Origin of the sequence: Streptomyces sp. NPDC057565, assembly GCF_042801455.1 — a bacterium.
Taxonomy (GTDB): domain Bacteria; phylum Actinomycetota; class Actinomycetes; order Streptomycetales; family Streptomycetaceae; genus Streptomyces; species Streptomyces yanii.
Genome location: NZ_JBHVFU010000009.1, coordinates 192,035 through 205,432, shown reverse-complemented (window position 1 = coordinate 205,432; position 13,398 = coordinate 192,035). Strand labels below are relative to the sequence as shown.

Sequence of the window (13,398 nt, the reverse complement as noted above, 5' to 3'; positions counted from 1 at the left end):
GGAACCCTCGGCCTCCACGGAGCCGCCTCCGCCCGGCAGGCTCACTGCCCCTCCGTCATGGGAACCCGCACGCCCTTGTCCGCGGCAACGGACTCCGCGATGTCGTACCCCGCGTCGACGTGCCGGATGACCCCCATTCCGGGGTCGTTCGTCAGCACCCGGCGGATCTTCTCGCCCGCCAGCTTCGTACCGTCGGCCACGGTCACCTGACCGGCGTGGATGGAGCGCCCCATCCCGACGCCGCCGCCGTGGTGGATGGAGACCCAGGAGGCGCCGGACGCCACGTTGACCATGGCGTTCAGCAGCGGCCAGTCCGCGATCGCGTCGGACCCGTCGAGCATCGCCTCGGTCTCGCGGTACGGGGACGCCACCGACCCGCAGTCCAGGTGGTCGCGGCCGATCGCCAGCGGTGCGGCCAGTTCGCCGGAGGCCACCATGTCGTTGAAGCGCTCACCGGCGCGGTCGCGCTCGCCGTAGCCGAGCCAGCAGATCCGGGCGGGCAGACCCTGGAAGTGGACGCGCTCACCGGCCATCTTGATCCACCGGTGCAGCGACTCGTTCTCCGGGAAGAGCTCGAGCATCGCCTTGTCGGTCTTGTGGATGTCCGACGCCTCGCCGGACAGCGCGGCCCACCGGAACGGGCCCTTGCCCTCGCAGAACAGCGGCCGGATGTACGCGGGCACGAACCCGGGGAAGTCGAATGCCCGGTCGTAGCCCGCGAGCTGGGCCTCGCCGCGGATCGAGTTGCCGTAGTCGAAGACCTCGGCCCCGGCGTCCATGAAGCCGACCATCGCCTCGACGTGCTTGGCCATCGCCTCGCGTGCCCGCTGCGTGAAGTCCGCGGGCTTCTCGGCGGCGTACGAGGCCATGTCGTCGAAGTCGACGCCGATCGGGAGGTACGCGAGCGGGTCGTGCGCGCTGGTCTGGTCGGTGACGATGTCGATCGGGGCGCCCTCGGCGAGCATCCGGGGCAGCAGCTCCGCCGCGTTGCCGAGCAGCCCGATGGAGAGCGGCTTGCGCGCGTCGCGCGCCTCGGTGGCGAGCTGGAGCGCGTGCTCCAGGGAGTCGGCGCGCACGTCCAGGTAGCGGTGCTCGATGCGGCGCTCGATGGCGCGCGGGTCGCAGTCGATACAGATCGCGACGCCGTCGTTCATGGTCACGGCGAGCGGCTGGGCGCCACCCATGCCGCCGAGCCCGGCGGTCAGGGTGATCGTCCCGGCCAGCGTCCCGTTGAACTTCTTGGCGGCGACGGCGGCGAACGTCTCGTAGGTGCCCTGCAGGATGCCCTGCGTACCGATGTAGATCCACGACCCGGCCGTCATCTGGCCGTACATGGTCAGTCCGAGCGCCTCCAGGCGGCGGAACTCCTCCCAGTTCGCCCAGTCGCCCACCAGGTTGGAGTTGGCGATCAGGACGCGCGGCGCCCACTCGTGGGTCTGCATGACACCGACCGGGCGTCCGGACTGGACGAGCATCGTCTCGTCCTGCTTGAGCGTCTGCAGCGTGCGCACCATCGCATCGAACGAGCGCCAGTCGCGGGCCGCCTTGCCCGTGCCGCCGTAGACGACGAGCTTGTCGGGGTGCTCGGCGACCTCGGGGTCGAGATTGTTCTGCAGCATGCGGAGGGCGGCTTCCTGCTGCCATCCCAGGGCGCTCAGTTCGGTACCGCGCGGTGCCCGTACGGGGCGGGGTCCTGACATGACAATGCCTCCTCGCGACTGTGTTGCTTCTATTCACATCCTGCTGTTCTGAATACTTGTAGTCAACAGGCGCGCCCGAAAGAGCTGCCCCGAAGACGGGATGCAGCACCGAACACGGACAGAACATGACAGGGGCGGCGGCGGGTCCGACTGTTTCCGATCGCCTTCCGCATGTACCAATGGAAAATGCCAGAGCTCCCACCTGGGGCAGGCACGTTGCGTAGCCTCTGGGCCGGTGGTGCGGGGCCCGTCGCGGGACAGCCTTCGACAGCAGCGTCTTCCTGACCGCTCCGACGGCAACCTGGCGCTGGCCCGGATGAGGCTGGGCGAGATGGCGGAGCGGCTGGTCCTGGCATGAGAGCCACCGCGCCCGAGAGAGAACACCTCCCGCGAGAACCTCACCCGAGAGAGCCTTCCCCGAGAGAGCCTTCCCCGTGAGAGCAGCCTCCGCCCTCTCTCCGATGCTCCGGCGTCTCGCCGCCGAACGCGCCACCGGCGCCCCGATGCGCGACCACGGCACGCTCTACCTCGTCGACGGCCAGGTCGTGCACGCCGAGAGCCCCTCGACACCAGGCCTGGACATCCTGATCGCCCCCGATGCCCAGTACCACCTGATCCGGCTGCTCAAGGCGCGCGGCAACAACGGTCTCTTCCTCTACCTGGTGCTGGACGGCGACCGCGCAACCCGGCGATGGCCCGCCACCAACTGAAGCGGATCGAGGCCGAACTGGAGGGCTGACCTCCGCAGACCGTCCTCAGCGGCGCCGCGCCCCACCGGGCGCGGCGTCGCCCGCCACCGGCCCGGTCGTCCGGTATGCCGCGACCTGCCTGCCCGCGGGCCGTCCCTTCTCCACCCAGTCGGTCCGAACCCAGTACAGGACCTCGTCCTTCCGCTCCCGCTGCCCGATCCGGACGGACTTGGCCCAGAGGCCGGCCCCCGCGCCCGCGAGCATCAGCCCACCGGCGCCGGGCAGCACGAATCCGCCGGCGATCGCCACGAGAAACCCGCTCAGCAGCCACCACCGGTGCCCGCGCCGCCAGTTGCGTACGGTCACGGCCCGGTCCTGGAGGAAGTCCGTCCGCCCGGCACGGGTGGCAGCCCTCGCCAGCTCCGCGTACCTGCGCCCGCGTGCGAGCGCCACCACAACCGCGGTGATCAGGAAGAGCGCGGCTCCGGCGAGCAGTCCGATCCGACGACCGGTGAGTCCCGGGACGAGCGCACCGACGGCGGCGGCGAGCAGCCCCGGCCACCACAGCGGTACGGCTCCGGCCCGCACGATCACGGCCACCCTCGCCAGCGACTGCGCTCCGCGCCCCACGTCGGTACCCCTCTCGACAGCCATCGATGCTGATTCTCGGGGCGCAGGTTAATGGCCGTATCTGAGCGGTGTCTGAGAATCGGCGAGGAATGCCGACCACCGGCCGGACTTCCCTCAGCACCGGACACCCGCCCTGCCGTCCCCGCCCCGGCGCAGGCGGACTCGCCTCCGCGGAGCCGTTCCCAGCCGGCGAATTTCCGGGTCCCGCAGTGCCGGAAGCGATCACGGCCCGGGCGCCGACGACCGCCCGCCCAGCCGCAGCCCCGGCGTCGGCCGCCCGGTCCCCCGGGCGACGACGACAACCCCCGGACGCTCACCCCGCCCGGGAAGCCCGGCAGCCACATCCCGTGCGTCACGCCCTCATTCCACGAACAGCCCGCGCGCCGCCGCCCGCGCGTCGAACTCCTCCAGCCGCGCCTGCGCGTCCGGCAGGTCGTCGCACATCGCCTCCAGCAGTACCCGACCCAGCAGCATCGGCGCGCACGCCGTGTCGAAGGCGAGTCCGGTGCCGACGGCGGCGGGAATCAGCAGGTCGCTGTGTTTGGCCACCGGGGCGAACGCCGAATCGGCGACCGACACCACGGCCAGTCCCTGCTCCTGGGCGTACGCGAGCGCGTCCACGACCTCCTTGGGATGGCGCGGCAGCGCGAAGCAGACCAGCGCGCTCGCCCCCGCCCGGCGTGCGGCGTCGATCCGGTCGTGCAGCATGCTGCCGCCCTCGTCGAGCACTCGCACATCCGGGTGGACCTTGGCTGCGAAGTAGCCGAAGCCCCGCGCCTGCGAGGAGGCGGCGCGCAGCCCGAGCACAAGGAGCGGGCGCGACGCGGCGAGCAGCCGCCCCGCCCGCTCGACCGGAGTGGGGTCGGCGAGGAGTTCGGCGAGGTGCTGCAGGTTTTCGATCTCGGCACGGACGGCCTGCTGGTACTCGTTGTACGTGTCGGCGGCGGCGCGCGCACCGCCCTCGACGGGTCCGGGCGCAACCTCCCGCAGATGCTTGCGCAGCGCCGGATACCCGTCGAACCCGAGCGCGACGGCGAACCGGGTGACGGACGGCTGGCTGACCCCGGCCAGCTCGGCCAGCTCCACACTCGACAGAAACGGGACGTCCCCGGCCCTGCGCACCATCGAGTGCGCGATCCGCCGCTGGGTGGGCGTGAGCCGGTGCCCCTCGAAGAGCTGCTGCAACCGCGCGGCCGGGCTGCTCCCGCTCATGCTGTCCCCCTAGTACTCGTGCTGGTGAGATCGGTGTTCCACAGGTCCGTGCAGCGGTCGAGCAGGTCCCCGGCCGCCACCTTCACATCATCGGTGAGCGGCCGGTCCGCGAACTCCCCTTCGAGCAGGGAATCGACCGGCTCGAACGCCCGCCCGACCGGCAGACCGGGATCGGGCCGCAGGTCACGCAGCCGCAACGCCCTTACCGCGGAGACGAGTTCGCAGGCGACGACCTGCCGGTAGGCGCCGCACACACGCAGCGCCCGGCGGACTGCCGGCGAGGCGAAACTCGCCTGCTCCTCCACGCCCCCGGACAACACGGCGTGGCCGAGCGAGGCGGGCATCGGGCGGGCGGCGCCGCGGGCAATCCGGACGACATCGGCGACGGGGAGGGCCTCTCCGTCGGGCTCGACGATGGAGACGGCGTGGTCCGCGGCCCATCCGCCGCAGAGCGAGGAGTCCATCATGCGGGACGACATCATGCGCAAATGCTCCTCATCCGGACACTCGATCCCGCTTTTCGGGCTTCTATAACCAGTGTTTTACCTCAAGGCATTGACAATCTATTCAGCCAACGAGAACTCTGCATGACTATATGCAGCCGGGGCAAGGGAGCTGATCGCGGACCGCGCGGCGGACTCCACGGTCCGCAGGGCACTGGCCCGCCTGGGCGCCACCCTCACGACAGCGGACCTCACGGAGACGAACCGCCTGGTGGACAAGGACAAGAAGGACCCGGAGGACGTGGCGCACGACTGGGCCGCGGCGCACGGTCCGGCAGAGAAGTAAGAGAAAAGGAGCAATCCCCGATGGCCGACTCCCTCGTCGAGCGCCGCTCGATCGATGTCGTACCGGACGACGAACGGCACGGTACCGCGTTCTCCCAGTTCACCCTCTGGCTCGGAGCGAACCTCCAGATCACCGCGGTGGTCAGCGGCGCACTCGCAGTCATCTTCGGCGGCGGCGCCTTCTGGTCCCTGATCGGCCTGCTGGTCGGCAACCTGCTCGGCGGAGCGGTGATGTCGCTGCACTCGGCGCAGGGCCCCAGGCTGGGCCTGCCCCAGATGATCTCCAGCCGGGCACAGTTCGGGGTGCGGGGCGCGGTCGTGCCGCTGCTCCTGGTCGTCGTGATGTACGTCGGTTTCTTCGCCAGCGGCAGCGTGCTGGCCGGCCAGGCGGTCGGCGAGCTCACCCACCTCGGGCAGACCCCCGGCATCCTCCTCTTCGCCGCGATCACCGCACTGATGGCGGCGATCGGCTACCGGGTCGTCCACGTCCTCGGCCGGGTCGCCAGTGTGGTCTGCGCGCTGGCCTTCATCTATCTCGGTATCCGGTTGCTGGACCGGATCGATCTCGGCGCCGCCCTCGCCGACCGCGCCTTCGATCTGCCGATGTTCCTGCTCGCGGTGTCGATCGCGGCGTCCTGGCAGCTGGCGTTCGGGCCCTACGTCGCCGACTACTCGCGCTACCTGCCGCGCCGTACGAGCTCCCGCGCCACCTTCTGGTGGACGCTGGCCGGCACGACGCTCGGCTCCCAGTGGTCCATGGCCTTCGGCGTGCTGGTCGCCGCATCCGCGGGCGCCGCGTTCCTCGACGACCAGGTCAGCTACGTCGTCTCGCTGGGCGGCACCGGGCTGATCGCCTCGCTGCTCTATTTCGTGATCGCTCTCGGCAAGCTGACCATCAACGTGCTGAACACCTACGGCGGTTTCATGTCGATGGTGACCGGGATCAGCGGCTTCCGCGGGCAGCGGGCACTGTCGCAGCGCGGCCGCTCCGCGTACATCGCCGTGATCATGATCGCGGGCACGGCGGTCGCCCTGCTCGGCAAGGACACCTTCCTCGCCTCGTTCAAGGACTTCCTGCTGTTCCTGCTGACCTTCTTCACCCCGTGGTCGGCGATCAACCTCGTCGACTACTACCTGATATCGCGCGAGCGCTACGACATCCCGGCCCTGTCCGACCCGGACGGCCGCTACGGCGCCTGGCGCTGGGACGCACTGACGGTCTACGCGGTCGGCATCGTCGCCCAGCTCCCCTTCCTGGCGACGACCTTCTACACCGGCCCGCTGGTGGAGCCGCTGGGCGGCGCGGACATCTCCTGGGTGATCGGCCTGCTCGTACCGGCCCTGCTGTACTGGCTGCTCGCCCGCCGCGACACCACCCACATCCCGGCCGCCACCATCATGCCGACGGACCGGGTGCCGGTCGGCTGAGCCGAAGGGCGGCTGCGCGCCGCCCCGGCCGTTCGTGGCAACAGGGGGGCTAGCCCCACTGCGCCCGGCCCCGCCGCTTCGTACCGTAGGCGCATGGAAGCCCGTGACTCCGAGTTCAAGAAAGAGCTCAATGCCACCCTGCAGGCGCGCAGCGAGCTGGGGCCGGAATACGAGTCCGCGCTCATCGACTCGTTTCTGGAGAAGGTCGAGCAGCGTCTCGACGCCACGCTCGACCGGCGGGTGCGGCGGCACCTGGGCGAGCAGCAGATCAAAGTCGCCCGAGGGGCCCATACGCCCCAGCCGCCGTTGGGCGACTTCGGTGAGCGGTTCGGGTTCGGGATCGTCTCGTTGGTCCTGGCCATCCCGCTGTCCGCGATCGGGGTCGCGAACGCCGGGATCGAGGGACTCGTCGTGGCCTGGCTGGGGATCGTCGGGGTGAACGCCTTCAACGCCGCCCGTGGTCGGCCGTTGTTCCGGCGCTCGGAGAACCGCTCGAAGTCCGACTGGGAGGACTGAGCAGCCGGCTGAGCGCGCGGAGGGCGCGGGACCGACGCGCGGCTACGCCTGGCGCGTGGGAAGCACGATCAGCTGGCGCAGGTTGACGTGGCGCGGGCGGCTGGTGGTGTACGCGATGAGGTCCGCGATGTCGTCGCCCGACAGTGCGCCCAGCGCGTCGAACATGCCGTCCAGCTGGCTCGACAGCTCCGCGTTGTCGATGTGGCCGGCCAGCTCCGTGTCGGTGAGGCCCGGTTCGATGTTGGTGACGCGGACGTCGCGCGGGCCGAACTCCGTACGCAGGGACGCCGACAGATGGCTGAGCGCCGCCTTCGTCGCCCCGTACACGGCGTAGTGGGGAAACGTGACGTGCGCGCCGATCGACGAGATGTTCACCAGGTCCGCGGTGCGGCCGTCGGCGGCCGCCGCCACCAGGTCGGGAGTGAACGCCCGGATGATCCGCAGCGCGCCCGACACATTGGTGTCGAGCATCCGCTGCCATTCGTCGGTGCGGCCCTCGTCCACCGGGTTCGGCAGCATCACTCCGGCCGCGTTGACCACCAGGTCCGCCCGGCCATAGGCGGTGTGCACGCGCTCGGCTGCCGTATCGACGGACGCCTGGTCGGTGACGTCGGTCACCACTACGAGCGCTTCGCCGCCCTCGGACACGATCTTGGCGGCCACTTCCTCCAGCCGTTCCGCCCGCCGGGCCAGCAGCGCGACCCTGGCGCCCTGGGCTGCGAGCAGCCCGGCGGTGGCGGCGCCCATGCCACTGGCGGCTCCGGTGATGACAGCGGTGCGGCCTGCGAGCGTCTCGTACGACATGTCCGTACTCCTTGTACGTGGTGTCCGCCGGGGCGTCTCCCCGGTGGCAGGACCCACCCTCCGCCGTCGCCCGCCCACTACCCAGGGATGCGTCTTTCCTGGGTCTGCCAGTACCAGGCTCCGTTCCGGCCGGTCTCCTACGATCGGAGCATGGACGGGGACCTCGGAGACTTTCTTCGCTCACGGCGCGCGCGCATTCAGCCCGAGGACGTCGGCCTCCAGGCATACGGCCGCAGGCGGGTGCCCGGGCTGCGCCGCGAGGAGGTCGCGCAGCTCGCGGGGGTGAGCGTCGACTACTACATCCGGCTGGAACAAGGGCGTGGGCCGAGCGTCTCGGACGCGGTGCTCGACGCGATCGCCCGGGTGCTGCGGCTGGATGAGACGGAGCAGGCGTATCTGCACACCGTGGCCCGGCCGGCACCGAGGGCACGGACCGGGCGGCCGGCCAACGCCGCTCAGCGGGTCCGGCCCGGTCTGCGGCTGCTTCTGGACACCGTCGACAGGGCCCCGGCATTCGTCCTGGGCCGCCGGATGGACGTCCTGGCCTGGAACGCCCTGGGTGACGCCCTCGTCGGCTTCTCCCGGATGCCCGTCGCCGAGCGCAACATGCCGCGCCAGGTGTTCCTGGAACCGGCGGCCCGCGAGCTGTACCCGGAGTGGGCGGCGGTGGCGGCGGAGACCGTCGCACATCTGCGCCTGGACGCCGGACTGCACCCGACGGACAGACAGCTCGCCACCCTGGTCGGCGAGCTGTCGATGCGGAGCGAGGACTTCCGCCGACTGTGGGCCGACCATCAGGTGAAGACGAAGACGTACGGCGTCAAGCGCATCCTGCACCCGGTCGCGGGCGAACTGACGCTTCCGTACGAGACGCTGGGGCTGCCCGGCGACCCCGGCCAGTCGCTGGTGGTCTACACCCCGGAACCGGGCACGGAGACCGCGGAGCGCATGGCGCTGCTGGCGAGCTGGGCGGCCGCACCGGCCGGGTGAGTGGCCCGCGGCCGCGGAGAGCGACAGCGGGCAGGCGTCGACAACCGTCGCACGGGGAGACACAGCGAACCGACGCACGGGGACGCGCTGACAGCCGTCACATGCGGACACGCTCGACGCAGTCATCTGTTGACGCGCATAGATATGTCGCGGGGACCGCCGCACCCCCGGTTTCCCAGGGGGCGGGACGACGGCGGTCCCCGCGAGGGACGCGGGTCCGGGTCAGGGCCGGGTGCGCGCGTCCTGGCGACAGTGGAGGTCCGGGAGCCGCTCCGTAGTCCGTGTCGCCGTCTTGGGTGCCGGCGGGTTTCCCTGCCGACACCCACCAATGTGCCGGAGCCGTGTTAAGCCGGTGCTGCGCGTACGTGTCGTGCTCGTACCGTTTTCGCGAAGCCCCGAATCGCTCCCTACTGCTTCGGACCCGCGTCCTTCGCCAGGAACGCCAGCAGGTCCTGCCTGCTCACGACGCCCTTCGGCTTTCCCTCCACCAGCACGATCGCCGCGTCGGCACCGTCCGCGCCGCCGAGCACCGACATCAGGTCCTCGACCGGTTCGCCGGAGCCGACCTGCGGCAGCGGCGCCGACATGTGCTTCTCCAGCGGGTCGGTGAGCGAGGCGCGCTGCGCGAACAGTGCGTTCAACAGTTCCCGCTCCACGACCGAACCGATGACCTCGGCGGCCATCACGTCCGGGTGGCCTGCGCCCGGCTTCACGATCGGCATCTGCGAGACGCCGTACTCGCGCAGGACGTCGATCGCCTCCCCGACGGTCTCCTCCGGGTGCATGTGGACGAGTGTCGGCAGCGGACCGTCCTTGTGGTCGAGCACGTCGCCGACGCGGGCGGACGTACCCGTGTCGTCCAGGAAACCGTAGTCGGCCATCCACTCGTCGTTGAAGATCTTGCTCAGATAGCCGCGGCCGCTGTCCGGGAGGAGCACGACGACCACGTCGTCCGGTCCGAGGCGCTGCGCGACCTCCAGGGCCGCCACGACCGCCATGCCGCAGGAGCCGCCGACGAGCAGGCCCTCCTCCTTGGCGAGCCGCCGGGTCATCTGGAAGGAGTCCTTGTCGGACACGGCGACGATCTCGTCCGTGACCGTCCGGTCGTACGCGGTCGGCCAGAAGTCCTCGCCGACGCCCTCGACCAGGTACGGGCGACCGGAACCGCCGGAGTAGACCGAGCCCTCCGGGTCCGCGCCGACGATCTTGACCGAGCCGCCGCTGACCTCCTTCAGATAGCGGCCGGTGCCGGTGATCGTGCCACCGGTTCCCACGCCGGCCACGAAGTGGGTGATCTTCCCGTCCGTCTGCTCCCACAGCTCGGGACCGGTGGTCTCGTAGTGCGAGCGCGGGTTGTTCGGGTTCGAGTACTGGTCGGGCTTCCAGGCACCCGGCGTCTCCCGGACCAGCCGGTCCGAGACGTTGTAGTACGAGTCCGGGTGCTCGGGGTCAACGGCCGTCGGGCAGACGACGACCTCCGCACCGTAGGCGCGCAGCACATTGATCTTGTCCGTGGACACCTTGTCGGGGCAGACGAAGATGCACTTGTAGCCCTTCTGCTGGGCGACGATCGCCAGGCCGACGCCCGTGTTGCCGCTCGTCGGCTCGACGATCGTGCCGCCGGGCTGCAGTGCTCCGCTCTCCTCCGCGGCCTCGATCATGCGCAGGGCGATCCGGTCCTTCACCGAACCGCCGGGGTTGAAGTACTCGACCTTGGCCAGCACCGTCGCCTGGATGCCGGCCGTGACACTGCGCAGCCTCACCAGCGGGGTATTGCCAACGAGACTGATCATCGAATCGTGAAATTGCACCGTGTTACTCCGGGGTCTCCGAGATGGTGCGGCCAGGGTATGCGTACGGGCATGAGATTGGGCGAAGCGATTGGGCGACGGTCGTTACGGGGCAGTTAGCTGTATGTACGGCGGTACGGCAACGAGGAGGTGGACCGGACTGTGTCGAGAGCAAGGGTGGCACGGCGGATCGCGGCGGGCGCGGCCTACGGCGGCGGCAGTATCGGACTGCTCGGCGCGGCGGCGGCAGGCGTGTTGCTGGCGGAGGTCCAGCTGGCGAAGCGGCACGTGGGAGGCGGTATCGCACCGGTTCCGCCCAGTGCGGACGGGCGGTACGGGGTGGCGTTCACCGGGCCTGCGGAGCCGCTGCGGCTCGTGCTGCTCGGTGACTCGACCGCGGCCGGCCAGGGTGTGCGCAGGGCCGGGCAGACGCCCGGCGCGCTGCTCGCCTCGGGGCTCGCTGCGGTGTCGGAGCGACCGGTGGATCTGCGGAACGTCGCGCAGCCGGGGGCCCGGTCGGACGATCTGGAGCGACAGGTCTCGCTGCTGCTGGCCGACACGTCCCGTGCGCCGGACGTCTGCGTGATCATGATCGGGGCGAACGATGTGACGCACCGGATGCCCGCCACCGAGTCGGTGCGGTGCCTGACCACCGCCGTGCGCAGGCTGCGTACGGTGGGTGCGGAGGTGATCGTCGGGACCTGCCCGGATCTGGGCACGATCGAGCCGGTCTACCAGCCGCTGCGCTGGCTGGCCCGGCGGGCGAGCCGTCAGCTGGCGGCGGCGCAGACGATCGGTTCGGTGGAGCAGGGCGGGCGGACGGTGTCGCTGGGCGACCTGCTGGGTCCGGAGTTCGAAGCGAATCCGCGCGAGCTGTTCGGCCCGGACAACTACCACCCGTCGGCCGAGGGGTACGCGACGGCGGCGATGGCACTGCTGCCGACGCTGTGCGCCGCGCTGGGGCTGTGGCCGGAGTCCGACCGTCTCGACGGGTCGCGGCGCGAGGACATGCTGCCGGTGGCCAAGGCGGCGTCCCAGGCGGCCCAGGAGGCCGGTACGGAGGTCACGGGGGCGCGGGCACCGTGGGCTCTCCTCAAGCACCGCAGGCGCAGGCGCCTGCCCGCGGCCACGGAGCCGCACCCGGAGCCGGCCGTACAGCACTCGGATGCACAGCACCTGGACGGCCGTCGCCCGCAGGTCCAGCCCCCGGAGGTCCAGCACCTGGACGGCCTGCATCCGGACGGCAAGGGTCCGGACGTTCCGGTGGACAGGGACCCTCGCGCAGGCGGGGACTCCGGCACGGATCCCGCACCCCGGACCGCCTGAGCGGTTGCTTAGAAAAGAGGCCCGCATCACACAGCCTGCCGGGTGACCTCGGCGATACGTACGGGTAACTTCCAAGACAGTCCTGCTCAGCCCTGACAGCCTTCCAGCCCTCATGGAGCCGCGTGATGCCCGAAGCCGTGATCGTCTCTGCTGCCCGTTCCCCCATCGGCCGGGCCTTCAAGGGGTCACTGAAGGACCTGCGGGCGGACGACCTGACCGCCACGATCATCCAGACCGCGCTGGCCAAGGTCCCCGAGCTCGACCCGAAGGACATCGACGACCTGATGCTCGGCTGCGGCCTCCCCGGCGGCGAGCAGGGCAACAACCTGGGCCGCATCATCGCCGTGCAGATGGGCATGGACCACCTTCCCGGCTGTACGGTCACCCGCTACTGCTCGTCCTCGCTGCAGACCAGCCGCATGGCGCTGCACGCCATCAAGGCCGGCGAGGGCGATGTCTTCATCTCCGCCGGTGTCGAGATGGTGTCCCGCTTCGTGAAGGGGAACTCGGACAGCCTGCCGGACACGCACAACCCGCTCTTCGCCGAGGCCGAGGCCCGTACCGCCGCCCGCGCCGAGGAGACCGGCGCGCACTGGCACGACCCGCGCGAGGACGGCCTCGTCCCGGACGCGTACATCGCGATGGGGCAGACCGCCGAGAACCTGGCCCGGCTCAAGGGCGTCACCCGTCAGGACATGGACGAGTTCGGCGTGCGGTCGCAGAACCTCGCCGAGGAAGCCATCAAGAACGGCTTCTGGGCGCGCGAGATCACCCCGGTGACGACCCCCGACGGCACCGTCGTGTCGAAGGACGACGGCCCGCGCGCGGGCGTCACCCTGGAGGGCGTGCAGGGGCTGAAGCCGGTCTTCCGCCCCGATGGCCTGGTCACCGCGGGCAACTGCTGCCCGCTCAACGACGGTGCCGCCGCGCTCGTGATCATGTCTGACACCAAGGCGCGCGAGCTGGGTCTGACCCCGCTGGCCCGCATCGTTTCGACCGGCGTCTCCGGCCTCTCCCCCGAGATCATGGGATACGGACCGGTGGAGGCGAGCAAGCAGGCGCTGAAGCGCGCCGGCCTCACCATCGACGACATCGACCTGGCCGAGATCAACGAGGCGTTCGCCGCCCAGGTGATCCCCTCCTACCGCGACCTCGGCCTGCCGCTGGAGAAGGTGAACGTCAACGGTGGCGCCATCGCCGTCGGCCACCCCTTCGGCATGACCGGCGCCCGGATCACCGGCACGCTGATCAACAGCCTGCAGTTCCACGACAAGCAGTTCGGTCTGGAGACCATGTGCGTGGGCGGCGGCCAGGGCATGGCGATGGTCATCGAGCGGCTGAGCTGAGCTGCAGCGGAGGGTAGGAGTCGCCTGAGGTACGAAGGCGGCACCTGCCCGCAGCGGAAGCGAAGCGAACGCGACCACGAACACGAGCGGCTGAGCTGAGCTGCAGCGGAGGGTAGGAGTCGCCTGAGGTACGAAGGCGGCACCTGCCCGCAGCGGAAGCGAAGCGAACGCGACCACGA

General features: G+C 70.5%; 10 protein-coding genes and 3 pseudogenes. 7 read left to right on the top strand and 6 right to left on the bottom strand.

The features are described 5' to 3' along the window. Window positions 1-41: 41 nt before the first annotated feature. The gene (gene hutU / locus ACFU8W_RS20105) at window positions 42-1,700 is read right to left on the bottom strand and encodes a urocanate hydratase (RefSeq protein ID WP_266984889.1); all 1,659 of its coding nucleotides are present in this window, start codon (window positions 1,698-1,700) and stop codon (window positions 42-44) included. Window positions 1,701-2,134: 434 nt separating this feature from the next. On the opposite strand from hutU, the pseudogene ACFU8W_RS20100 reads away from it, so the two are divergent. After that, window positions 2,135-2,290: pseudogene (locus tag ACFU8W_RS20100) on the top strand (transcriptional regulator); the annotation flags it as partial. Window positions 2,291-2,455: 165 nt separating this feature from the next. On the opposite strand, the gene ACFU8W_RS20095 reads toward ACFU8W_RS20100, so the two are convergent. The 3 genes and pseudogenes from ACFU8W_RS20095 to ACFU8W_RS20085 form a co-directional block, all read right to left on the bottom strand. Then, window positions 2,456-3,043 carry a hypothetical protein gene (locus tag ACFU8W_RS20095; RefSeq protein ID WP_345517758.1) on the bottom strand — a complete coding sequence of 196 codons (588 nt, stop codon included), beginning with the start codon at window positions 3,041-3,043 and terminating at the stop codon, window positions 2,456-2,458. 336 nt (window positions 3,044-3,379) lie between these two features. Then, window positions 3,380-4,231, bottom strand: coding sequence for a MurR/RpiR family transcriptional regulator (locus ACFU8W_RS20090; RefSeq protein ID WP_345517757.1), 852 nt, complete (start codon window positions 4,229-4,231; stop codon window positions 3,380-3,382). Continuing rightward, a pseudogene (locus tag ACFU8W_RS20085) lies at window positions 4,228-4,572 on the bottom strand (aromatic amino acid lyase); the annotation flags it as partial. The pseudogene ACFU8W_RS20085 and the gene ACFU8W_RS20090, both read right to left, overlap by 4 nt. Before the next feature lie 274 nt (window positions 4,573-4,846). On the opposite strand from ACFU8W_RS20085, the pseudogene ACFU8W_RS20080 reads away from it, so the two are divergent. The 3 genes and pseudogenes from ACFU8W_RS20080 to ACFU8W_RS20070 form a co-directional block, all read left to right on the top strand. Beyond that, window positions 4,847-5,020 (top strand): annotated as a pseudogene (locus ACFU8W_RS20080) (glycine betaine ABC transporter substrate-binding protein); the annotation flags it as partial. Window positions 5,021-5,040: 20 nt separating this feature from the next. After that, entirely contained in the window at window positions 5,041-6,447 is a 1,407-nt protein-coding gene (locus ACFU8W_RS20075; protein ID WP_384038825.1) for a purine-cytosine permease family protein, read from the top strand. A gap of 93 nt (window positions 6,448-6,540) precedes the next feature. Further along, window positions 6,541-6,963 (top strand): hypothetical protein, encoded by a 423-nt coding sequence (locus ACFU8W_RS20070; RefSeq protein ID WP_384038822.1) that lies wholly within the window; start codon window positions 6,541-6,543, stop codon window positions 6,961-6,963. A 42-nt stretch (window positions 6,964-7,005) separates the two neighbouring features. On the opposite strand, the gene ACFU8W_RS20065 is transcribed toward ACFU8W_RS20070, so the two are convergent. Beyond that, window positions 7,006-7,767 carry an SDR family oxidoreductase gene (locus tag ACFU8W_RS20065; protein ID WP_384038819.1) on the bottom strand — a complete coding sequence of 254 codons (762 nt, stop codon included), beginning with the start codon at window positions 7,765-7,767 and terminating at the stop codon, window positions 7,006-7,008. A 150-nt stretch (window positions 7,768-7,917) separates the two neighbouring features. Here ACFU8W_RS20065 and ACFU8W_RS20060 point away from each other — a divergent pair, with 150 nt between their 5' ends. Continuing rightward, the gene (locus ACFU8W_RS20060; protein WP_384038815.1) at window positions 7,918-8,757 is read left to right on the top strand and encodes a helix-turn-helix transcriptional regulator; all 840 of its coding nucleotides are present in this window, start codon (window positions 7,918-7,920) and stop codon (window positions 8,755-8,757) included. Between the two features lie 407 nt (window positions 8,758-9,164). Here ACFU8W_RS20060 and ACFU8W_RS20055 read toward each other — a convergent pair whose 3' ends face one another. Beyond that, window positions 9,165-10,568 carry a cystathionine beta-synthase gene (locus ACFU8W_RS20055; RefSeq protein WP_345517752.1) on the bottom strand — a complete coding sequence of 468 codons (1,404 nt, stop codon included), beginning with the start codon at window positions 10,566-10,568 and terminating at the stop codon, window positions 9,165-9,167. Window positions 10,569-10,724: 156 nt separating this feature from the next. On the opposite strand from ACFU8W_RS20055, the gene ACFU8W_RS20050 reads away from it, so the two are divergent. Together ACFU8W_RS20050 and ACFU8W_RS20045 are read left to right on the top strand one after the other, a co-directional pair. After that, complete coding sequence (locus ACFU8W_RS20050) at window positions 10,725-11,873, top strand: SGNH/GDSL hydrolase family protein (RefSeq protein WP_384038932.1); 1,149 nt, start codon at window positions 10,725-10,727, stop codon at window positions 11,871-11,873. Between the two features lie 125 nt (window positions 11,874-11,998). Beyond that, window positions 11,999-13,219 (top strand): acetyl-CoA C-acetyltransferase, encoded by a 1,221-nt coding sequence (locus tag ACFU8W_RS20045; protein WP_384038811.1) that lies wholly within the window; start codon window positions 11,999-12,001, stop codon window positions 13,217-13,219. The last annotated feature ends 179 nt before the right edge of the window (window positions 13,220-13,398 follow it).

Coding starts and splice junctions, on each gene's coding strand:
- ACFU8W_RS20060 (WP_384038815.1), top strand. CDS start 7,918: ATGGACGGGGACCTCGGAGACTTTCTTCGCTCACGGCGCGCGCGCATT.
- ACFU8W_RS20090 (WP_345517757.1), bottom strand. CDS start 4,231: ATGAGCGGGAGCAGCCCGGCCGCGCGGTTGCAGCAGCTCTTCGAGGGG.
- ACFU8W_RS20075 (WP_384038825.1), top strand. CDS start 5,041: ATGGCCGACTCCCTCGTCGAGCGCCGCTCGATCGATGTCGTACCGGAC.
- hutU (WP_266984889.1), bottom strand. CDS start 1,700: ATGTCAGGACCCCGCCCCGTACGGGCACCGCGCGGTACCGAACTGAGC.
- ACFU8W_RS20070 (WP_384038822.1), top strand. CDS start 6,541: ATGGAAGCCCGTGACTCCGAGTTCAAGAAAGAGCTCAATGCCACCCTG.
- ACFU8W_RS20095 (WP_345517758.1), bottom strand. CDS start 3,043: ATGGCTGTCGAGAGGGGTACCGACGTGGGGCGCGGAGCGCAGTCGCTG.
- ACFU8W_RS20045 (WP_384038811.1), top strand. CDS start 11,999: ATGCCCGAAGCCGTGATCGTCTCTGCTGCCCGTTCCCCCATCGGCCGG.
- ACFU8W_RS20065 (WP_384038819.1), bottom strand. CDS start 7,767: ATGTCGTACGAGACGCTCGCAGGCCGCACCGCTGTCATCACCGGAGCC.